Raw genomic sequence first — 20,627 nt, 5'->3', positions numbered from 1 at the left:
ATTGGTCTGACCGGAGCAGAACGAGCAGAGGAACAGGAGCACCACAGCAATGGGTCGAGCGGATGCGCGACGAGCTCAGGGGCGGGGAGCGCGCCGGGCCGCGAAGAGCGGCGGCATACGCGGACTCTTCACCTGGCGGAAGATGCTGGGCACGTTCTTCGGGCTCTGCCTGCTGGTGATGGGTGCCTTCGTCGCGCTCTACATGTACGTGGACGTACCTGCGGCCAACGCCCAGGCCGAGAAGCAGAGCAACGTCTACAAGTACAGCGACGGCACGCTCCTGGCCCGTACCGGCACCGGCGTCAACCGGGAGATCGTGGACCTCGCCGTCGTGCCCAAGAAGGTCCAGCACGCCTTCGTCGCCGCCGAGAACAAGTCCTTCTACCGGGACCAGGGCGTCGACCTCAAGGGCACCACGCGCGGCGTGCTCAACACGCTCTCCGGCAAGGGCAAGCAGGGTGGCTCGACGATCACCCAGCAGTACGTGAAGAACTACTACCTCACGCAGGACCAGACGGTCACCCGCAAGCTCAAGGAGCTGGTGATCTCGCTCAAGGTCGACCAGCGGATGAAGAAGAACGACATCCTCGCCGGGTACCTCAACACCGTGTACTACGGACGCGGTGCGAGCGGCATCCAGGCGGCGGCGCAGGCCTACTACGGGGTCGACGCCAAGGACCTCGACGTCTCCCAGGGCGCCTATCTCGCGGCCCTGCTCCAGGCTCCGAGCCAGTACGACTGGGCGGTCGCCTCGCCGACCGGCAAGAAGCTCGTCAAGGAGCGCTGGGCCTACACCCTCAACAACATGGTCGATGAGGGCTGGCTCGACCAGGCCGAGCGCGACAAGCTGACGTTCCCCGTCCCGAAGTCCCCCAAGGCCGCCCCCGGCCTGGAGGGCCAGACCGGCTATCTCGTCGAGGCTGCCAACCAGGAGATGGCGCGGCAGGGCATCACCGAGGAGATGCGGGAGGCCGGCGGCTGGACCGTCACCCTCAACGTCGACAAGAAGAAGCAGAAGCAGCTCGAGAAGTCGGTCGACCGCCAGCTGGAGAGCAAGCTCGACCGCAAGGGCAACAAGACCGACGCGACCGTCCAGGCCGGTGCCACCTCCGTGGACCCGAAGACGGGCAAGGTTCTCGCGCTCTACGGCGGTGTCGGCGCCACCGAGCACTGGATGTCCAACGCCACCCGGCGGGACTACCAGCCCGCGTCCACCTTCAAGCCGCTGGTGCTCGCCTCCGCGCTGGAGAACGGGTCGAAGACCCAGGACGGCGACGTGATCGGTCTCGACACGGTCTACGACGGCACCAGCAAGCGCCCCGTCGTGGGCAGCGACATCCCGTTCAACCCGCAGAACGAGGATGACATCAGCTACGACAACCCCACCGTCCAGAAGGCGATGGACAAGTCGATCAACTCCGTCTTCGCGCAGATGGTCGTCGACGTCACCCCGAGCGCGGTGAAGAAGACCGCCCTGGCCATGGGCGTACCGGACAAGAACTTCCCCGTGGCCCCCGCGATCACCCTGGGCACCATGAACGCCTCGACCTGGGACATGGCCGGGGTGTACGCCACCCTCGACAACCACGGCAAGAAGGTCACCCCGACCATCGTGAAGTCCGCGAAGCACCGTGACCGCACCATGGAGCCGGTCGACGGCACCGGCGAGCAGGTGATCAGCCGGGCGTCCGCCGACACGGTGACCAAGGCGCTCACCGAGGTCGTCGACATCGGTTCCGGCCACGAGGCCAACACCTCGGCCTACGACGCGGCGGGCAAGACGGGTACGTCGGAGAACAACAAGGCCGCCTGGTTCGCGGCCTACACCCCGGAGCTCTCGACGGTCGTGGCCCTGTACGGCGAGTCCACCAAGGAGGGCGGAGGCCAGGTCACCCTGACCGGTACGGCCAACTCCGGCCGCGCCAACGGTGGCGGATTCCCCGCGAAGATCTGGGCGGACTACACGCTCGGGGCACTCGGCGGCGGCTCGGACGCCAGGTTCGACCTGGAGGGTGTGGAGCGCGGTGAGACGGCCGTGACCGAGAGCCCCTCGGCCACTCCGTCGGAGACGGAGACCCCGGAGGAGACCCCCTCCGAGGAGCCCGAGGAGCCCACCGAGACGCCCAGCGAGACGCCGAGCGAGGAGACGACGCCGAGCTGGCCGCCGAGCGAGTCGCCCTCGGGGACGCCGAGCGACGATCCCAGCGCGACGAAGGACCCCGATGACGGGGACCAGCCGCCGGGTGAGCGCCCGGGGAACGGTCTGCTGGGACAGTGAGCATGCGGAAGGGGCGGTGTCGTCGGACACCGCCCCTTCCGCATGCCGTGCGTCAGCCGCCGTTCACCTTCTTGGCGATCCGGTCGCCGACGGCCTTGTCGATGTTGCGCCAGTACTGCAGAGCACGCTCCAGGACCGGCTTGCTCACGCCGTTCAGCAGATGGCCCGAGACGTTGGAGACGAGCCGCTCCCGCGCCGCGTCGTCCATCACCTCGCGCACCAGCGTGCCCGGCTGGCCCCAGTCGTCGTCGTCCTTGCGCAGCGTGTACGCCTCGTGGACCATCTCGCCCGCCGTGGCCCAGCCCGCGGGCTCCCCGAAGCGGGCGGTGTCCGCCGCGGGGCCGCCGTACGAGTTCGGGGCGTAGACCGCACCCGTGCGCGCCGGCTCGTACCGCATGGGGCCGTCCTTCGCGTACGAGCGGACGGGCGAACGCGGCCGGTTGGGCGGCAGCTGCAGATAGTTCGGGCCGATCCGGTACCGGTGGGTGTCCGGGTACGAGAAGAGCCGGCCGAGCAGCATCTTGTCGGGCGACGGACCGATGCCGGGCACCATGTTCGACGGCTCGAAGGACGCCTGCTCGATGTGGATGAAGAAGTCTTCCGGGTTCTTGTTGAGCGTCATCCGGCCGACCTCGATCAGCGGGTAGTCGCCCTGCGGCCACACCTTGGTCAGGTCGAACGGGTTGAACCGGTAGTCCGGCGCGTCGTCGAACGGCATGATCTGGACCTTCAGGGTCCAGCTCGGGTGGTCGCCGCGCTCGATCGAGTCGAACAGGTCGCGGCGGTGGGCGTCGCCGTCGGTCCCGGCCATCGCGTCGGCGTCGGCCTGCGTGTAGAAGTCGATGCCCTGGTCGGTCTTGAAGTGGTACTTCACCCAGAACCGCTCGCCGCCCGCGTTCACCCACATATAGGTGTGCGAGCTGTAGCCGTTCATGTGGCGGTACGTCTTCGGGATGCCCCGGTCGCCCATCAGCCAGGTGACCTGGTGCGCCGACTCCGGCGAGAGGGTCCAGAAGTCCCACTGCATGTTGTTGTCGCGCACCGCGCTGTCCGGGCGGCGTTTCTGGGAGCGGATGAAGTCCTGGAACTTCATGGGGTCCCGTACGAAGAAGACCGGCGTGTTGTTGCCGACCATGTCGTAGTTGCCGTGCTCGGTATAGAACTTCAGTGCGAATCCGCGCGGGTCGCGCCAGGTGTCGGGCGAGCCCTGCTCACCGGCGACCGTGGAGAAGCGGGCGAGCATCTCGGTGCGCTTGCCCGGCTGGAAGAGGTCCGCCTTGGTGAACTGGCTGACGTCGTTGGTCACTTCGAAGACGCCATAGGCACCGGAGCCCTTGGCGTGGACCACCCGTTCGGGGACCCGTTCACGGTTGAACTGGGCCATCTTCTCGATGAGGTAGTGGTCCTGGAGCAGGATCGGGCCGTCGGATCCGACGGTGAGCGAATGTTCGTCGCTCTCCACCGGGATCCCGGCGTTGTTCGTGGTGTAAGGAACCTTGCCGGCTTCCTCGGTCACGATCGGCCTCCCGTCGGTGTGGGGTTTCGGTCAGGTCGCTTCGTTCACGACTGAAGTCAACTCCGCCGACGGGAGGTCGGCAACATCTGGAAAGGGTCCAGAACGGGATGAAGTACTACGAACCTTGAATAGTCATCTCGAACCAGACCACTTTGCCCGTGGAGAGCCGGGTGGCCCCCCACCTCCTGGCCAGCCGGTTGACCAGGAACAGACCGCGTCCGCCCTCGTCCGTGTCGCGGGCGCGGCGCTGCCGGGGCAGCTGAGGGGAGTCGTCGCCGACCTCGCAGCGAAGGATGTCGGTCCGCAGCAGCCGCAGGGTCACCGGGCGCTCCGCGTACCGCACCGCATTGGTCACCACCTCGCTGACCAGCAGCTCCACCTCGTCCGAGAGGGAGTCCAGCCCCCACCGGCTGAGCGCCCTGCGGGCCAGCCTGCGGGCCCGGCCCGGAGCTGCGTCCTCCGGTTCCAGGAACCAGTAGGCGACGTCGCTCGGCGCGATCCCGTCGAAACGGGCGGCCAGCAGGGCGATGTCGTCGTCACGGTCGCCGGGACCCAGCATGTCGAGCACGTCGTCGCAGAGCGCCTCCAGCGGCGGCGAATGGTCCGGCCCGGTCAGCTGCGCCGTCGCGGCGAGCCGCTCCCGCAGCTGCTCGATCCCGGTCCAGACGTCCCGCAGCCGGGACTCCACCAGACCGTCCGTGTACAGCAGCAGCGTGGCACCGGCCGGCGCGTCCAGCTCGACGGCCTCGAAGTCGACCCCGCCGACGCCGATCGGAGCACCCGGCGGCACCCGCAGCACCTCGGCCCGGCCGCCCAGATGCAGGAGCACGGGTGGCGGGTGGCCGGCGTTGGCGATGGTGATCCGGTGCGCGACCGGGTCGTACACCGCGTACAGGCACGTCGCCATCCGGTCGCTGCCGAGCCGCTGCGCCTGCTCGTCCAGATGGTGCAGGACCTCCTGCGGCGGCAGGTCGAGACCGGCCAGGGTCTGCGCGGTGGTGCGCAGCTGGCCCATGATCGCCGCGGACGTCATGGAGTGGCCCATCACATCGCCGACGACCAGGGCGACCCGGCTGCCCGGCAGCGGGATCGCGTCGTACCAGTCACCGCCGACCCGGGCCGTCTCGGCGGCCGGAAGGTAGCGGGAGGCCAGTCGTACGCCGGTGGGCTGCGGCAGCGAGTCGGGCAGCATCGTGCGCTGCAGCTCGTCGGCGATGTACGCCTCGCGGCCGTACAGCACGGCCTTGTCGATCCCGAGCGCGGTGTGCGTCGCGAGCTGGGCCGCGACCAGCAGGTCGTTGGCCTCGAAGGGCGGGCGGTCCGTGCCCCGGAGGAAGACGGCGGCGCCGATGACCCGGCGCCGGCCGCGCAGCGGTGCCAGGATCGCGCGGTGCCCGGTGGGTACGGTCCGGCCCGCCCCGAGCAGTTCGGGCAGGGCGACGCGGGCCGCGGCGGAGTCCCCGAAGACGGGACGCACCCCGCGGAGCACCTCGGCGAGCGCGCCGCCCGCCAGGACCTCGCACAGGTCGGCCGCGGGCAGCAGGCCGGCCTGCGGGTCGGTGACGGGCAGCCGCAGCCGCTCGCCCTCCGGGCCGTTCTCGCTGTCCTCGTCGGTCAGCCGCAGCCTGTCCGTGCGGCGCAGCCGCAGGACGAAGGGGTTGACCGGACGCTCGTCGCCCACCGGGAGCGGGTCGCGCAGATAGACGAGTATGGCGTCGGAGAACGTCGGCACGCTGGCCCGGCACAGGCCGAGCACGATCTCGTCGAGGTCTATGCCCCGGGCGATCCGGCGGGTCGCCGCGCCGACGAAGCGCAGCCGGTCGCCCTCGCGGCGGGTGACCGCCTGGGTGTCGACGCCGGGGGTGGCGGACTCCGGGGCGGTACCGGGTCCCGGATTCGGCACCGCGGAGGGACCGGGGATCGAGGCGGTGGCAGCCGCACCCGGTCCGGACTCCTGCTGCCGGGGCCGGGCGCGTTCCTGCGACCTGGCAGCGAGGGGCTGCCGGCCTTCGTGGGAGGTGGGATGCTCCGTCACGCGTGGGATTCCGTCCGTCCGGGCCGGTTGTATGAGGCAATCACCTCGTGGGGCGCCACTGTGCCCCGGCAAGAGCGGTAAGAACAACGGCTGTCACCGGATGCCCTCATGAGCGGGGCCGAAACCGTACGGCCGCGCGGTGGGCCGATATCGGTCATTCCGGCGACGGGGCAGCGGACAGCGAGCACATCTCCACCCCCTCGTAGCGGTTCAGACGACCGCACGACCCGCCCGGCTCCGTGTCCCGTGCGGCTCATGCGACGTGTGCGACTTGTTCGATGACTTGTGGTCAGGTCCCGTGCCGCGTCCGCCGGTTGTGGCGACGCGGATGGTGGAAGGCGATCCTACGTTTGCCCCCCTGGGGTGCATCAAGGGTCTCACGACCGGGTGGGGGCAGGGGTGCGGTCCCAGTCATCCGGCAGCGGGGGAACCCGCCACTGCGGATCCGGCCGCCAGTGCTCCCAGCCGTCCCGGAACGGAGCCCCCCAGGCCCGGATCACGTCGACCGCGGCCAGGCCCGCCTCCCGCACACCCCGGGCGGTGGCGGCATCCATCAGCCCGACCCGCTGGGCCTGGGCGAACTCGTCCTCGTCGAGCCACTCCCAGCTGCGGTCCGGGTGCACGGAGATGTCGAGAAAGTGATCCTCGGAATCGACGCCCCCGGCCCAGCGGGCGCGGGGTTCCTCGAGGTTGACGTACCAGTTGCGGAAGAGCCAGCCGCGGTCCCAGAACAGCCAGACCGACCACGGGTCGCCCGGCCGGGCGAGCTTCAGCACACCCGCGCCGAACCAGCGCGAACGCACCGTGGTGCGCGGGCGCGTGTAGCGGGTGGCCAGCGGCTCGGCGTGCACCTGGGTGCCGTCGGCGAGTACGGGCTTCACGCATTCCGTGCCGGGCGCCATCCACACGGCGAGCAGGTCGTCGGTGTCCTGGACCACGGTCACCGGCCGGCAGATGTGCACGGGGCTCCCGCCCCCGTTGCCGCGGTAGCGCCAGAGGATCTGGTCCCCCGGTGCCCAGTGCGTGCCGTTTCCCGCACCGGCACCGGTGCCTGCTCCCGTACCCGCTTCCGTGGCTGTCATGAAGAGATCTTACGGACGCGGGCGCCCGCCCGCTGCGATACGCGTCACGGCCTGGTCATACGCAACACGTCCAGGGCCTCGTCGAGCTGCTCCACACTCAGGTCGCCGCGTTCGACGTACCCCCCTGCCAGCACGGTCTCCCGGATCGTGGTGCCCTCGGCCAGGGATTTCTTGGCGACCTTCGCCGCCTCCTCGTAGCCGATGTACTTGTTCAGCGGGGTCACGACCGACGGCGAGGACTCCGCGTACTGCCGGGCACGCTCCACGTTGGCCGTGATGCCGTCGACCGTGCGGTCGGCGAGCAGCCGGGAGGCGTTCGCGAGCAGGCGCACCGACTCCAGCAGGTTCCTGGCGATCACCGGAAGCATCACGTTCAGCTCGAAGTTGCCGGCCGCCCCGGCGACCGCGACCGTGGCGTCGTTCCCCATGACCTGGGCCGCGACCATCAGCACGGCCTCCGGGATCACCGGATTGACCTTGCCCGGCATGATCGACGAACCGGGCTGGAGGTCGGGCAGATTGATCTCGGCCAGCCCGGTGCGGGGCCCCGAGGCCATCCAGCGCAGATCGTTGGAGATCTTGGTGAGCGAGACGGCGACGGTACGGAGCTGGCCGGACGTCTCGACGAGCCCGTCCCGGGCACCCTGCGCCTCGAAGTGGTTGCGCGCCTCGGTGAGCGGCAGCCCGGTGGTCCTGGCGACCTCCGCGATCACGGCGGCCGAGAAGCCGGGCGGGGTGTTGATCCCCGTGCCCACCGCCGTACCGCCCAGCGGGAGCTCGGCGAGGCGGGGGAGCGAGGCCCGCAGCCGCTCGACGCCGTAGCGGATCTGCGCCACGTAGCCGCCGAACTCCTGGCCCAGGGTGACGGGAGTGGCATCCATCAGATGGGTACGGCCCGACTTCACGACCTCCGCAAATTCGGCTGATTTCCGCTCCAGGGAAACCGCCAGATGCTCCAGCGCGGGGATCAGATCCGCGGTCACCGCGGCGGTCGCGGCGATGTGGATGGAGGAGGGGAACACGTCGTTCGACGACTGCGAGGCGTTGACGTGGTCGTTGGGGTGGACCTCGCGCCCCAGCCGCTCGGTGGCGAGCGTCGCCACGACCTCGTTGGTGTTCATGTTGGACGAGGTGCCGGAACCTGTCTGGAACACGTCGATGGGGAAGTGTTCGTCCCACTGCCCCGCGACGACCTCGGCGGCGGCCTCCTGGATCGCCTGCGCGATCTCGGGATCCAGCACCTTCAGCTCGGCGTTGACCTTCGCGGCGGCGGCCTTGATCCGGGCCAGCGCCTCGATGTGGGCCCGCTCGATCCGCTGCCCGGACACGGGGAAGTTCTCCACGGCGCGCTGCGTCTGGGCCCGCCACTTGGCGTGCGCGGGGACCCTCACCTCTCCCATCGAGTCGTGCTCGACGCGGTACTGCGGGTCCTCGGTCGATCCGTCCATGTGTTCCAGCCTCCTGATGGAGATGAGCGCGTGTCGCGTTCCAGGTATTCCGGCGGCGTCATCCGCCAGTAAATACCTGGAGCAACTCCATGAACCGGCAGGGCGCGGGCGGGCGTCCCCGCGACCGTGCCGCTGTGTCAGCCCAGGGGGGTCCCGGCGCCGTCCCGGTCACCTCGACGCGGCTGCCGTACCCCTCGCAGCGCCCCTTTCCGCACCCCTGGTCCGCCGGCCTGCTGCGCGGACACCCGCAGCAGGAACGCCAGCGCGACCACGATGGCGGCCCCGTGGGACCACGCGACCACGGTCAGGGGGCTGTAGCCCTCCAGCGCGGCCGCCACGATGATCATGCCGACGCCGAACCCGAGATTCTCGAAGGTCGCGGACAGCCCGAACGCGTGGCCGCGCAGCCGGGCGGAGAGCGTCTGCAGGTGCGAGGTGTACGAGACCTCCGTCAGCCCGTCCGCCGCCCCGGCGACCAGCGCGACGACAGCCGTCGCGGCGAGCGGCAGACCCACGAACGCGAGGATGAACGCCGCCGACATCACCACCGTCCCGTAGCCGAAGCCCAGCGCACCCACCGCGCGGCCCGTGCGCCGTGCGTACCGCTGGATCACCTGCTGCGCGCCGATGTTCCCGACCGCCCACAGGCACCAGAACGCACTGACGAACACCGCGGGGTGCGAGGCGTCCAGCGCGCTGGAGTGGACGGGCAGCGCGGCGTTGTGGGACGAGGAGCCGAAGGCGTCCACCCCGCGCAGGGCCACCATCAGCCCGAGGCCCGGAGCGGCGGCCAGCGCGGCGAGGGCGACGGGCATCCGCCTCCGCCCCGGCGGCTCCGCCTCCGCGCCCCCGGCCGGCACCGCCTCCGCGCCCGTGCCCGCGGCGCCGCCCGCGACGGGCAGCAGCGCAACCGTCACCGCACACACCACGAAGGTCGCCGTATCGATGACGAAAGCCGCCGTGTAACCCACCAGCGACACCACCACACCGGCGGACGCGAACCCGGCCACCATCGCCACCGAACGCGCCGTGATGGAGAGCGAGTTCGCCCAGGTGAGGCGTTCCGGGGCCACCATCTCCGGAACGGAACTGCGCAACGCCACCATGAACAGCGTCCCGCAGGCCCCGACGACCACGCAGACCGCGATCAGCGCGCCCGTCCGCAGTTCGTCGGGCGCGAGGACCAGCGACAGCATCACCGCGGCCTGCGCGGCGTTCGTCCACAGCATGACGCTCTTCGCCGTGAAACGTGCGAGCAGTGCGCCGGCCGTCAGTCCCGCGGCGAATCCCGACGCCAGCCGCACGGCCATGAACAGCCCCATGGCGAGCGCCCTCCCCGTCGTCGCATAGACGAAGAGATTGAGCGCCACGGTATTCAGGAAGGTGCCGTACGAGGAGACGGCGTAACCCGCGACGAGAAATCGATAACGGCGTTCCGGGCGGGCCGTGTTGTTGTCCGTGGTGTTGATACCGGGCGTCATCCGCTCATACTCGCCGGGCGGTCCGGCCCGCAGGACCCCTACCGCCCACACATAGGCAATCTGCACACATGTGAAGAGCGGTCATTCATGCCACCGCCAGATGATTGCCGCACACCGTCGTACAAGAGCACGTCCCGGGTGAGCGGGAATGCCCCAGGGGCGCCCCCGCGGTAACGGGAACGCCCCTGGATGCGCGCGGGCCGGTCAGCCGAGGCCGGGGCCGCGCACCGGAATGCTGGTGAACGTCGGTGCCGGGGCGGGCTCGGTGAAGAAGTCGTTGCCCTTGTCGTCGACCACGACGAACGCGGGGAAGTCCTCCACCTCGATGCGCCAGACCGCCTCCATGCCGAGCTCCTCGTACTCGACGACCTCGACCTTCTTGATGCAGTCCTGCGCGAGACGTGCCGCGGGGCCGCCGATCGAACCGAGGTAGAAGCCGCCGTGGGCGTCGCACGCGTCGGTGACCTGCCTGGACCGGTTGCCCTTGGCGAGCATCACCTTGGAGCCGCCCGCCGCCTGGAACTGCGCGACGTAGCTGTCCATGCGGCCGGCCGTCGTGGGGCCGAAGGAGCCGGACGCGTAACCCTCGGGGGTCTTCGCCGGGCCCGCGTAGTACACCGGGTGGTCCTTGAGGTACTGCGGCATCTCCTCGCCCGCGTCGAGCCGCTCCTTGATCTTGGCGTGCGCGATGTCGCGCGCCACGACCAGCGGGCCGGTCAGCGAGAGCCGGGTCTTGACCGGGTACTTGGTCAGCTCGGCGAGGATGTCGTCCATCGGCCGGTTGAGGTCGATCCGTACGACGTCACCCGCCTCGTCGAGGTGCTCGTCGGTGGTGTCCGGGAGGAAGCGCGCCGGGTCCTTCTCCAGCTGCTCCAGGAAGACGCCCTCGGCGGTGATCTTCGCGGTGGCCTGGCGGTCGGCCGAGCAGGACACGGCGATGGCGACGGGCAGCGAGGCGCCGTGCCGGGGGAGGCGGACCACGCGCACGTCGTGGCAGAAGTACTTTCCGCCGAACTGCGCGCCGATGCCGATCTTCTGCGTCAGCTCGAAGACCTTCTCCTCCAGCTCCTTGTCCCGGAAGCCGTGGCCGGTCGGGGAGCCCTCGGCGGGCAGCTCGTCCAGGTAGTGCGCGGAGGCGTACTTCGCGGTCTTGAGCGCGAACTCGGCCGACGTACCGCCGACGACGATCGCCAGGTGGTACGGCGGGCAGGCGGCCGTCCCCAGGGAGCGGATCTTCTCCTCCAGGAACTTCATCATGGAGGTCTCGTTGAGGACCGCCTTGGTCTCCTGGAAGAGGAACGACTTGTTGGCCGAGCCGCCGCCCTTGGCCATGAAGAGGAACTTGTACGCGCCGCCGTCCGTCGCGTACAGCTCGATCTGGGCCGGGAGGTTCGAGCCGGTGTTCTTCTCGTCCCACATGTTCAGTGGGGCCATCTGCGAGTACCGCAGGTTGAGCTTGGTGTACGCGTCGAAGATGCCGTGCGACAGGGCCTCCTCGTCACCGCCCTCGGTCAGCACGTTCTGTCCGCGCTTGCCCATGACGATCGCCGTACCGGTGTCCTGGCACATGGGCAGGACACCCGCGGCGGCGATGTTCGCGTTCTTCAGGAGGTCGAGTGCGACGAACTTGTCGTTCGACGATGCCTCGGGGTCGTCCACGATGCGCCGCAGCTGCGCCAGGTGGGCGGGCCGCAGGTAGTGCGAGATGTCGTGCATGGCCTCGGCGGCGAGGGTGCGCAGGGCCTCCGGAGCCACCTTGAGGAACGTACGGCCGTCGGCCTCGAAGGTCGAGACGCCCTCGGCGGTCACCAGCCGGTACGGCGTGGTGTCCTCTCCCAGTGGGAGCAGATCGGAGTACGCAAACTCTGGCATTACGGCCATTCCTCACTCGGTGACAGCGCCGTCCTCCCTTGGGCAGCGCATCAACCAGGGTAGGACCCCGCGGCGGCGGTGAGCCTGTGAGGTAAGGCTCACCCGGATCCGGCCCGGTGCCTTCGTCCGGATCATGACGGGCCCGTGGCCCGATCCGTCACCGGGCCGGGGCCGAACGGGGCCGGATCCCGCGGAAGTGGCGCAGGGGTACTGGTCGCGATCTATCGCGTTTGGGTACGCTGGGCCGGTGGACCTCGAGAAGCAGCCCCAGCAGCCCGTCGCTCCGGCCGGTCCCGCGCCCGCCGGTATCCGCGCATCCGATGCGGACCGCGACCGGATCGCGGACATCCTGCGGGAGGCCATGGCCGAGGGCCGGCTGACCGCCGAGGAGCACGCCGAGCGGGTCGACCTCGTCTACCGGGCCAAGACCGTGGGTGAACTCGAGCCGCTGGTCCAGGACCTGCCCGCGGGCAGGGCCGCCGGCCGGCCGGCCGCCTCTCCGTACGCGTACGGCCCCGAGGGGCCGAGCGGGCCCGCCGAGAACCTGGTGGCGGTCTTCAGCAGCTCCACCCGGAAGGGCCGTTGGCGCGTCGGTGGCCGCACGAACGCCTTCTCGCTCTTCGGCAGCATCGAGATCGATCTGACCGAGGCCCTTTTCGGCCAGCGTCTGACCGTCATCAATGCGACGTCCATCTTCGGCAGTGTCGAGATCAGGGTCCCCGAGAACATCTCGCTGCGCGGCAGTGGCACAGGTGTTTTCGGCAATTTCGAAGTCGACACACTGGAATCGACAGACCCGGAAGCCCCGGTGGTCGTAGTCAACGGCTATTCCGTCTTCGGGAACGTCGAGGCAAAGCCCAAGCGTGGCAAGCTCATTGCCAACCTCCACGACCAGCTGCGCAAACACCTCGGCCACTGAGGCGGGGTGGCCGGTACAGCTCGAATTCCGGCCAGAAGGCGGGTGAGCGGAATTGGGTGGACCCGAAGCCGGGGCCACTCAGTGCATAGGCGCGCGCACAGCGGGTAGGGAGTGCTGCATCGTCTCTCGCTCGCGAAGCCGTCGTCAGGAGTAGACCGTGCTGCAACTGCCGCATCAGCCCCTGCAGGTCGCCGCCGTGCCGTCCCAGCGCAGTCCTGCGCGGGAGGACCAGGCAGGCCCCTGGCATGCGGAGGCGGTGTGCCGCCGGGACGAAGCCGGGCTGTTCTTCGCCCCGTCGAAGGAGCCGACTGCTGCCCGGCTGTCACGCGAGGAGGCCGCGAAGCAGGTCTGCGCGCGGTGCCCGGTGATGGTGGACTGCCGCGAACACGCGCTCATACAGCCCGAGCCCTACGGGGTGTGGGGCGGCCTCACGGCCGCCGAACGCCGCGTGGTGCTCGCCCGGCGCCGCAGGCGCGACATCGAACTGAAGACGGCGGCCCCCACGGAGCACCTCGCAGCCGGCTGAGACCTGCGGGCAGGGGTGAGGGGGCTGCCCACCGGCAGCCCCCTCACCCCTGCATGCACGGTCCTACTTGGCGCGGTCGAAGTCGATCGCGCTGTAGGCGCGCAGCTTCGAGAGCCGGTGCGTCGAGTCGATCTTCCGGATGGTGCCCGACTTGGAGCGCATCACCAGGGACTCCGTGGTCGCCGTCTCCGCGCGGTACCGCACACCGCGCAGCAGCTCGCCGTCGGTGATCCCGGTGGCGACGAAGAACACGTTGTCCCCGCTGACGAGGTCGTCCGTCGACAGCACCCGGTCCAGGTCGTGCCCGGCGTCCAGCGCACGCTGACGCTCGGCCTCGTCCTTGGGCCAGAGCTTGCCCTGGATGACACCGCCGAGGCACTTTATGGCGCAGGCCGAGATGATGCCCTCGGGGGTGCCGCCGATGCCCATGAGCAGGTCGACGCCGGTTCCCTCGCGGGCGGCCATGATGGAGCCGGCCACATCGCCGTCGGAGATGAACTTGATCCGGGCGCCCGTCTCCCGGATCTCCTTGACGATGCCCTCGTGCCGGGGGCGGTCCAGGATGACGACGGTGACGTCCTCGGGAGTGGAGTTCTTGGCCTTCGCGACGCGTCGGATGTTCACCGACACGGGCGCGTTGATGTCCACGAAGTCGGCCGCCTCGGGGCCGGTCACCAGCTTGTCCATGTAGAAGACGGCGGACGGGTCGAACATCGCGCCGCGGTCGGCCGCGGCCAGCACGGCGATCGCGTTCGGCATGCCCTTGGCGTTGAGCGTGGTCCCGTCGATCGGGTCGACGGCGATGTCGACCTCGGCGCCCGTGCCGTCGCCGACCCGCTCGCCGTTGAACAGCATGGGAGCTTCGTCCTTCTCGCCCTCACCGATGACGACGATGCCGTTCATCGACACGGTGGAGACGAGGGTTCGCATGGCCTTCACTGCGGCGCCGTCGGCGCCGATCTTGTCGCCGCGGCCGACCCAGCGCCCGGCGGCCATGGCGGCGGCCTCGGTGACCCGGACCAGCTCCAGGGCCAGGTTGCGGTCGGGGGCCTCCGGAGAGACCTCGAGCTGGGACGGCAGATGATGCTCGGACATCGGAGCGCACCTTTCTGTACGACGACGACCGGAAAAGAGGGTGCTGTGACTCTATCGGTAGGTCGATAAAATGAGCAGGGCGGGTCACGTATGAGCGGAAGCCCCGTGGCCGGGCGCCCGGGAGCCCATGCCACCATTGAGTCCGTGGCAAGCAAGCGAGGCAAGCAGACCGTCCGGGACATGTTCCTGTCGATGATGGTCATCACCGCACTGGCGGGCGTCATCTACATCTTCGTCCCGCACGACGACAAGGCCGATCCGGTCCGCGCCGTGGACTACAGGGTCGAGCTCGCGACGGCGAGGCGCGCGGCACCGTATCCGGTGGCCGCCCCGGCCGGGCTCTCGAAGGAGTGGAAGCCGACCTCCGTCTCGTACGAGGGGCAGGCGGGCGCCGGCTGGCACCTGGGCTTCCTCGACCCGGACGGCAAGTACGTCGCGGTGGAGCAGTCCACGTCCCCGGCGAAGAAGTACGTCCCCGAGGTCAGCCAGGACGCCAGGAACACCGGGCGTACCCGTGAGGTGGCCGGTGAGGCGTGGCAGCACTGGGAGGGCCCGAAGTACGACGCCCTCGTGCTGCACGCCGAGGGCGTGACGACCGTGGTCACGGGCTCGGCCTCGACGGAGCGGCTGACGGAGATGGCGGCGGCGCTGAAGACGGCGTCCTGACCCGCGTTCCCCCGTACACCGAAGACCCCCGCGGCGCCGAGCGCTGCGGGGGTCTTCGGTGTATGCGGGGCCTCAGACGGTCGTGACGACCTCGTCGTAGGACAGGCGCGGCAGCCGCGGGAGCGAGGCGTCCTCGCCCGGCTTGCCGATGTTGACGACCATGAGCACCTGGTGGTCGCCGTCGAGGAACTCCTTCTCGATGCCCGCGGCGTCGTAGCCGGTCATCGGGCCGGCGGCCAGCCCGGCGGCGCGGACGCCGACGATGAAGTAGGCGGCCTGCAGCGCGGAGTTGAGCGCGGCGGACTTCTCGCGGACCGGACGCTCGGAGAAGAACACGTCCTTGGCCTGCGGGAAGTGCGGCATGAGCGCGGGGAGCTCCTCGTGGAACTCGTTGTCCGCGACGAGGATCGCGACCAGCGGCGCGGCGGCGGTCTTCGGCCGGTTGCCCTCGGCCATGTGCTGGACGAGCCGCTCGCGGCCCTCTGCCGAGCGGACCAGGATGACGCGCAGCGGCGACTGGTTGAACGCGGTGGGGCCGTACTTGACCAGGTCGTAGATCGCCTGGACCTGCTCCTCGGTCACCGGCTCGTCGGTGAACGCGTTGGCGGTGCGGGCCTCGCGGAAGAGGAGGTCCTGGGCGGCGGGGTCAAGGACGAGGGACATCTGGGGGGTACCTTCCGGACGGCTACGGGGTCACGCGGGCCCGTGGGCCGCGCAAAGCGATGTGATCACCGTAACCGAGATATTGATTAACGTTCAACTAAATCTGTCCCAGGGTGATCGACCGCACAGTGCTCCGCCCCGCCCCGTTCCCGCTCGGGCGGATCCGGCGCCGCCGTCCGGCTCAGTCCGTGCGCTCACCCTCGGCGGGCTCGTCCGGGCCGGCCAGCGCCGCGTCCAGCCGGGCACGCGCGCCCTCCAGCCAGCGCCTGCACACCTTCGCCAGCTCCTCGCCCCGCTCCCACAGGGCCAGCGACTCCTCCAGCGTCGTGCCGCCCGCCTCCAGGCGCCGCACGACCTCGATCAGCTCGTCCCGCGCCTGCTCGTACCCGAGCGTGCCGGTCGCCGCAGCGGCAGTCGTCGTCCCGTCGTCCGTCATGCGTTCACCCTATTCGTGAGCTGTGACATCAGGGGCCCGGCCACCGGCCCGCGACCCGGCCTCCGGTGCGTCACTCGGCCACCCGCACCGTGAACTCGCCCTCCGACACCCGTGCCCGCAGCTCCTCGCCCGGCTCCCCGGCGTCCGACGGGGAGCGCACCACATGTCCGTCCGGCCGCTGCAGCACCGCGTACCCCCGCTCCAGCGTCGCCGCGGGCGACAGCGCGACCACCCGCGCCCGGGTGTGCGCGAGCTCCGAGTCGGCCCGGTCCAGCAGATGGCCCAGCACCCGGCGGCTCCGCCCGGCCAGCGCGTCGATCTCCGCCGCCCGCTCGTCCACCATCCGCTGCGGGCGCTCCATGGCGGACCGGCCCAGCGCGTGCGCCAGCCCCCGCTCCTCGCGGTCGAGCAGTCCCCGTACGGTCCGCAGTGCCCGGTCCCGGAGCTGCTGCACCCGGTCGAGCTCCTCGCCCACGTCCGGGACGACCTTCTTGGCCGCGTCGGTCGGTGTCGACGCCCGCAGATCCGCGACCAGGTCGAGCAACGGGGAGTCCGGCTCGTGCCCGATGGCCGACACCACCGGCGTGCGGCACGCGGCCACCGCACGGATGAGCTGCTCGTCGGAGAACGGCAGGAGGTCCTCCACGCTGCCGCCGCCGCGCGCGACGACGATCACGTCGACCTCGGCCAGCTCGTCGAGCTCCTTCACCGCCTGGACGACCTGGTTCACCGCGTGCACCCCCTGTACGGCGGTGTTGCGCACCTCGAAGCGCACCGCGGGCCAGCGGCGCCGCGCGTTCTCCAGGACGTCGCGCTCGGCGGCCGACGCCCTCCCGCAGACCAGGCCGATCAGTTGGGGCAGGAACGGCAGGGGCTTCTTGCGGTCCAGCGCGAAGAGGCCCTCGGCGGCCAGCGACTTCTTCAGCTGCTCCAGCCGGACCAGCAGCTCGCCGATGCCCACCGGCCGTATCTCCGTGGCCCGCAGGGACAGCTGCCCGCGGGGCGCGTACCACTCGGGCTTGGCGAGGACGACGACGCGCGCGCCCTCCGTCACCACATCGGCGATCCGGTCGAACACCTGGCGGAAGCACGTCACGCTCACCGAGATGTCGTGCGACGGGTCGCGCAGTGTCAGAAAGACGACGCCCGCGCCCGGCCGCCGTGACAGCTGGGTGATCTGCCCCTCGACCCAGACCGCACCGAGCCGGTCGATCCACCCCCCGATGAGCCGTGACACGTCGCCGACGGGCAGCGGAGCTTCCGGGGACGTAGTGAGAGCCATGCGGCGAGCGTATCGGCCGGGACGGACATCGACGGGGGAACCCGGCCCGCCTCCCGGCCCTCGGGGCGCCGCCCGCCCCCCACCGCGCTCCTCAGACCGCCCGCCGCCCCCACTGGGCCCCCAGCACCACCAGGCCGATCCCCAGCCAGCACAGCCCCACCAGCTGGGCGCTCGTCGTCGCCTCCAGGATGACCGCGATCAGCACGCCGGCGCCCACGACCGGCAGGAGCACATGCCGCCACCAGTTCGGCGGGCCCTCCATCCGGCGTACGGCGAACCAGCCCACCACCGACGCGTGCAGCAGCACGAACGCCGTGAGGGCGCCCACGTTCACGACCGACACCAGATGGTCGAGCCCGTCGTCGCGCCGGGCCGCCCACACCGCCGCCACCAGCGTCACGATCGCGGCGCCCCCGATCGCGACGCGCGGTACCCCGGACCCGCCGTCGACCCGGGCGAGGAACGACGGCAGACGGTGCTCCCGGGCCATGGCGAACACCAGCCGCCCGGCCGCGGCCTGCCCGGCCAGCGCGGCGAAGGCCGCCCCGATGGCCTTGCTCACGGCCACCAGATCGTGCAGCCACGTCCCGACCGAGGCGTCCACCGCGTCGTAGAACGCCGACCCCTGCATCACCGGGTTCGCCGCCAGCTCCGCCGAGCTCACGGGCTCCAGCAGCGCCGCCAGGTACGACTGGACCACGAACAGCACCCCGGCGAGGACGAGACAGAACAGCACCGCCCGCGCCACCTTCGCCGAACCCCCCGTCACCTCCTCCGCGAACGAGGCGATCGCGTCGAAGCCCAGGTACGACAGCACCGCGACGGACACCGCCCCCAGCACCGCCGTCATCGAGAAACCGGTGTCCCCGGTGAACGGCGTCAGCCAGCCGCGCTGCGCCCCGTCCCTGGCCAGCACCACCACCGCGGACACCACGAACACCAGCAGCACCACGATTTCCATGGCGAGCACCGCGAAGCCCACCCGGGCCGCCGCCCTCACCCCCCACAGGTTGAGCAGCGTGGTCACGGCCACCGCGATCGCCGTCCACACCCACCGCGACACCTCCGGGACGAGCGCGTTCATCGCGATCCCGGAGAAGAGATAGGCGACCGCCGGAATGAGCAGGTAATCGAGCATCGCCATCCAGCCCGCGATGAAGCCCGGCCCTTCCCCGAGCCCCTTGCGGGCGTACGCGAAGACGGAACCCGCCAGCGGGGCCACGCGCACCATCTGGGCGTAACTGAAGGCGGTGAAGGCCATCACGACGGTCGCCACGACATAGACCAGCGCGACAGCGCCGTCGGACTTCGCGTCGAGCGTGCCGAACACGCCGACCGGGGCCATGGGGGCGATGAACAGCAGCCCGTAGACCACCAGGTCCCGGAAGCCGAGCGTGCGTCGCAGCCTTCCGCCGTCCACGCTGCTGCCCGCCATGAGTCCTCCGTCGCTCGCCTGCCCGCCGCACAGGGCTTCAGTCTCCCGACCCCGCCGAGCCCGCGCCTGTTCGGTACGGCCTTACGATGGGACGCATGACTGCTACTCCTGCCCGCCGTGTCCTTCTCGCCGCTCCCCGTGGCTACTGCGCGGGCGTGGACCGTGCCGTGATCGCCGTCGAGAAGGCCCTGGAGCAGTACGGGGCCCCGATCTACGTCCGGCACGAGATCGTGCACAACAAGTACGTCGTGCAGACCCTGGAGAAGAAGGGCGCGATCTTCGTCGACGTCACCGCGGAGGTCCCCGAGGGCTCCATCGTGATGTTCTCGGCCCACGGCGTCGCGCCGACCGTCCACGCGGAGGCCGCCGAGCGCAAGCTCGCCACCATCGACGCGACCTGCCCGCTCGTCACCAAGGTCCACAAGGAAGCCGTCCGCTTCGCCAAGGAGGACTACGACATCCTCCTGATCGGCCACGAGGGCCACGAGGAAGTCATCGGCACGAGCGGTGAGGCCCCCGACCACATCACGCTGGTCGACGGCCCCGAGGACGTCGCGGGCGTCTCCGTACGCGACGAGTCGAAGGTCGTCTGGCTCTCCCAGACCACGCTCTCCGTCGACGAGACGATGGAGACGGTGGACGCGCTCAAGGAGAAGTTCCCGAAGCTGATCTCCCCGCCGAGCGACGACATCTGCTACGCCACGCAGAACCGTCAGATCGCGGTGAAGAAGCTGGCCGAGGACGCCGAGCTGGTCATCGTCGTCGGCTCCAAGAACTCGTCGAACTCGATCCGCATGGTCGAGGTCGCCCTGGACGCCGGCGCGCCCGCCGCGCACCTGGTGGACTTCGCCGCAGAGATCGACGAGAGCTGGCTGGAAGGCGTCAGCACGGTCGGCCTCACCTCGGGTGCCTCGGTCCCCGACGTCCTGGTCGACGGAGTGCTGGAGTGGCTGGCCGAGCGGGGTTACGGCGACGTCGAGACGGTGAAGACCGCGGACGAGTCGATCACCTTCTCGCTGCCCAAGGAGCTCCGCAGGGACCTGCGCGCCGAGGCGGCGGCACTCTCCGCCGAGTAACGGGAACGCACCCCGCACGGCACGGATCCCCGCCCCGGGAAGTGATCCGTGCCACCTGCCCGTACCGTGGATTCCATGGAGATCTTCGGTGTGGACATCGGCGGGTCAGGGATCAAGGGTGCGCCCGTGGACCTGGACCGCGGAGAGCTGGCGCAGGAGCGCCACAAGGTACTGACACCGCATCCGGCCACGCCCGCGAGCGTGGCCGACGGTGTGGCCGAGGTCGTCGGCCACTTCGACTGGCGGGGCCCGGTCGGCATCACGTTCCCCGGGGTGGTCACGGGCGGCATCACGCGTACCGCGGCCAACGTGGACAAGGACTGGATCGACACGGACGCCCGTGCGCTGCTCAGCGACCGCATCGGGCAGCCGGTCACGATCCTCAACGACGCCGACGCGGCCGGAATCGCCGAGATGACCTTCGGCGCGGGCCGCGGCCGCAAGGGCACGGTGATCATGCTGACCCTGGGTACGGGAATCGGCAGCGCCCTCTTCACAGGCGGTCAGCTGGTCCCCAACACCGAGCTCGGCCACCTGGAGCTGCACGGGCACGACGCGGAGAAGCGCGCCTCCACGAAGGCCAAGGAGGACGAGGACCTGAGCTGGCACCACTGGGCGCACCGGGTGCAGAAGTACCTGGTCCACGTGGAGATGCTGTTCTCGCCCGAGCTCTTCATCATCGGCGGGGGAGTCAGCCGCAAGGCGGAGAAGTTCCTCCCCCTCATCGAACACGTACGGGCCGAGATGGTTCCGGCCGAGCTGCAGAACAACGCGGGCATCGTGGGCGCGGCCATGGCGGCCGCGGGGAACTGACCCG

General features: G+C 70.3%; 17 protein-coding genes. 6 read left to right on the top strand and 11 right to left on the bottom strand.

Annotated elements, in window-relative coordinates; translation table 11 throughout:
* Positions 1-49: 49 nt before the first annotated feature.
* Entirely contained in the window at positions 50-2,278 is a 2,229-nt protein-coding gene (locus OG257_RS14195) for a transglycosylase domain-containing protein (RefSeq protein ID WP_329207828.1), read from the top strand.
* Between the two features lie 52 nt (positions 2,279-2,330).
* Here OG257_RS14195 and OG257_RS14190 read toward each other — a convergent pair whose 3' ends face one another.
* From OG257_RS14190 to OG257_RS14165, 6 genes are all read right to left on the bottom strand, one after another.
* Positions 2,331-3,794 (bottom strand): catalase, encoded by a 1,464-nt coding sequence (locus OG257_RS14190; RefSeq protein ID WP_329207826.1) that lies wholly within the window; start codon positions 3,792-3,794, stop codon positions 2,331-2,333.
* Positions 3,795-3,909: 115 nt separating this feature from the next.
* A complete protein-coding gene (locus tag OG257_RS14185) occupies positions 3,910-5,829 on the bottom strand; it encodes a SpoIIE family protein phosphatase (RefSeq protein ID WP_329207824.1) in 1,920 nt (639 codons plus the stop codon).
* Positions 5,830-6,206: 377 nt separating this feature from the next.
* The gene (gene fomD / locus OG257_RS14180; RefSeq protein WP_329207822.1) at positions 6,207-6,911 is read right to left on the bottom strand and encodes a cytidylyl-2-hydroxypropylphosphonate hydrolase; all 705 of its coding nucleotides are present in this window, start codon (positions 6,909-6,911) and stop codon (positions 6,207-6,209) included.
* Positions 6,912-6,955: 44 nt separating this feature from the next.
* The gene (locus OG257_RS14175; RefSeq protein ID WP_329207820.1) at positions 6,956-8,359 is read right to left on the bottom strand and encodes a class II fumarate hydratase; all 1,404 of its coding nucleotides are present in this window, start codon (positions 8,357-8,359) and stop codon (positions 6,956-6,958) included.
* A gap of 137 nt (positions 8,360-8,496) precedes the next feature.
* Positions 8,497-9,840, bottom strand: coding sequence for an MFS transporter (locus tag OG257_RS14170; RefSeq protein ID WP_329207818.1), 1,344 nt, complete (start codon positions 9,838-9,840; stop codon positions 8,497-8,499).
* A 204-nt stretch (positions 9,841-10,044) separates the two neighbouring features.
* Positions 10,045-11,712 carry a fumarate hydratase gene (locus OG257_RS14165; RefSeq protein WP_329207816.1) on the bottom strand — a complete coding sequence of 556 codons (1,668 nt, stop codon included), beginning with the start codon at positions 11,710-11,712 and terminating at the stop codon, positions 10,045-10,047.
* A 247-nt stretch (positions 11,713-11,959) separates the two neighbouring features.
* On the opposite strand from OG257_RS14165, the gene OG257_RS14160 reads away from it, so the two are divergent.
* Both OG257_RS14160 and OG257_RS14155 read left to right on the top strand, forming a co-directional pair.
* Positions 11,960-12,631 (top strand): DUF1707 SHOCT-like domain-containing protein, encoded by a 672-nt coding sequence (locus tag OG257_RS14160; RefSeq protein ID WP_329207814.1) that lies wholly within the window; start codon positions 11,960-11,962, stop codon positions 12,629-12,631.
* Between the two features lie 157 nt (positions 12,632-12,788).
* Entirely contained in the window at positions 12,789-13,157 is a 369-nt protein-coding gene (locus OG257_RS14155) for a WhiB family transcriptional regulator (protein ID WP_329207812.1), read from the top strand.
* A gap of 63 nt (positions 13,158-13,220) precedes the next feature.
* Here OG257_RS14155 and glpX read toward each other — a convergent pair whose 3' ends face one another.
* Entirely contained in the window at positions 13,221-14,252 is a 1,032-nt protein-coding gene (gene glpX, locus OG257_RS14150) for a class II fructose-bisphosphatase (RefSeq protein ID WP_329207811.1), read from the bottom strand.
* Positions 14,253-14,396: 144 nt separating this feature from the next.
* On the opposite strand from glpX, the gene OG257_RS14145 reads away from it, so the two are divergent.
* Entirely contained in the window at positions 14,397-14,918 is a 522-nt protein-coding gene (locus OG257_RS14145; RefSeq protein WP_329207810.1) for a DUF4245 domain-containing protein, read from the top strand.
* Between the two features lie 72 nt (positions 14,919-14,990).
* Here the strand turns inward: OG257_RS14145 and OG257_RS14140 are convergent, their stop codons facing one another.
* From OG257_RS14140 to OG257_RS14125, 4 genes are all read right to left on the bottom strand, one after another.
* Positions 14,991-15,581: a malonic semialdehyde reductase gene (locus OG257_RS14140; protein ID WP_329207808.1), complete on the bottom strand. Its 591-nt coding sequence runs from the start codon at positions 15,579-15,581 to the stop codon at positions 14,991-14,993.
* Positions 15,582-15,762: 181 nt separating this feature from the next.
* Positions 15,763-16,017: an exodeoxyribonuclease VII small subunit gene (locus OG257_RS14135; RefSeq protein ID WP_329207806.1), complete on the bottom strand. Its 255-nt coding sequence runs from the start codon at positions 16,015-16,017 to the stop codon at positions 15,763-15,765.
* Positions 16,018-16,087: 70 nt separating this feature from the next.
* On the bottom strand, positions 16,088-17,299 hold the full coding sequence (gene xseA / locus OG257_RS14130; protein ID WP_329207804.1) for an exodeoxyribonuclease VII large subunit: 1,212 nt from the start codon (positions 17,297-17,299) through the stop codon (positions 16,088-16,090).
* Positions 17,300-17,390: 91 nt separating this feature from the next.
* Positions 17,391-18,734, bottom strand: a complete 1,344-nt coding sequence (locus OG257_RS14125; RefSeq protein WP_329207803.1) for an APC family permease — start codon at positions 18,732-18,734, stop codon at positions 17,391-17,393.
* 86 nt (positions 18,735-18,820) lie between these two features.
* Here OG257_RS14125 and OG257_RS14120 point away from each other — a divergent pair, with 86 nt between their 5' ends.
* Complete coding sequence (locus OG257_RS14120; protein ID WP_329207801.1) at positions 18,821-19,810, top strand: 4-hydroxy-3-methylbut-2-enyl diphosphate reductase; 990 nt, start codon at positions 18,821-18,823, stop codon at positions 19,808-19,810.
* 75 nt (positions 19,811-19,885) lie between these two features.
* Positions 19,886-20,623 carry a polyphosphate--glucose phosphotransferase gene (ppgK, locus tag OG257_RS14115; protein ID WP_329207799.1) on the top strand — a complete coding sequence of 246 codons (738 nt, stop codon included), beginning with the start codon at positions 19,886-19,888 and terminating at the stop codon, positions 20,621-20,623.
* Positions 20,624-20,627: the final 4 nt, after the last annotated feature.

This window comes from Streptomyces sp. NBC_00683 (assembly GCF_036226745.1).
Lineage (GTDB): Bacteria > Actinomycetota > Actinomycetes > Streptomycetales > Streptomycetaceae > Streptomyces.
Note: the sequence above shows the minus strand (reverse complement) of the source record. Positions and strands in the feature narration are given on the sequence as shown.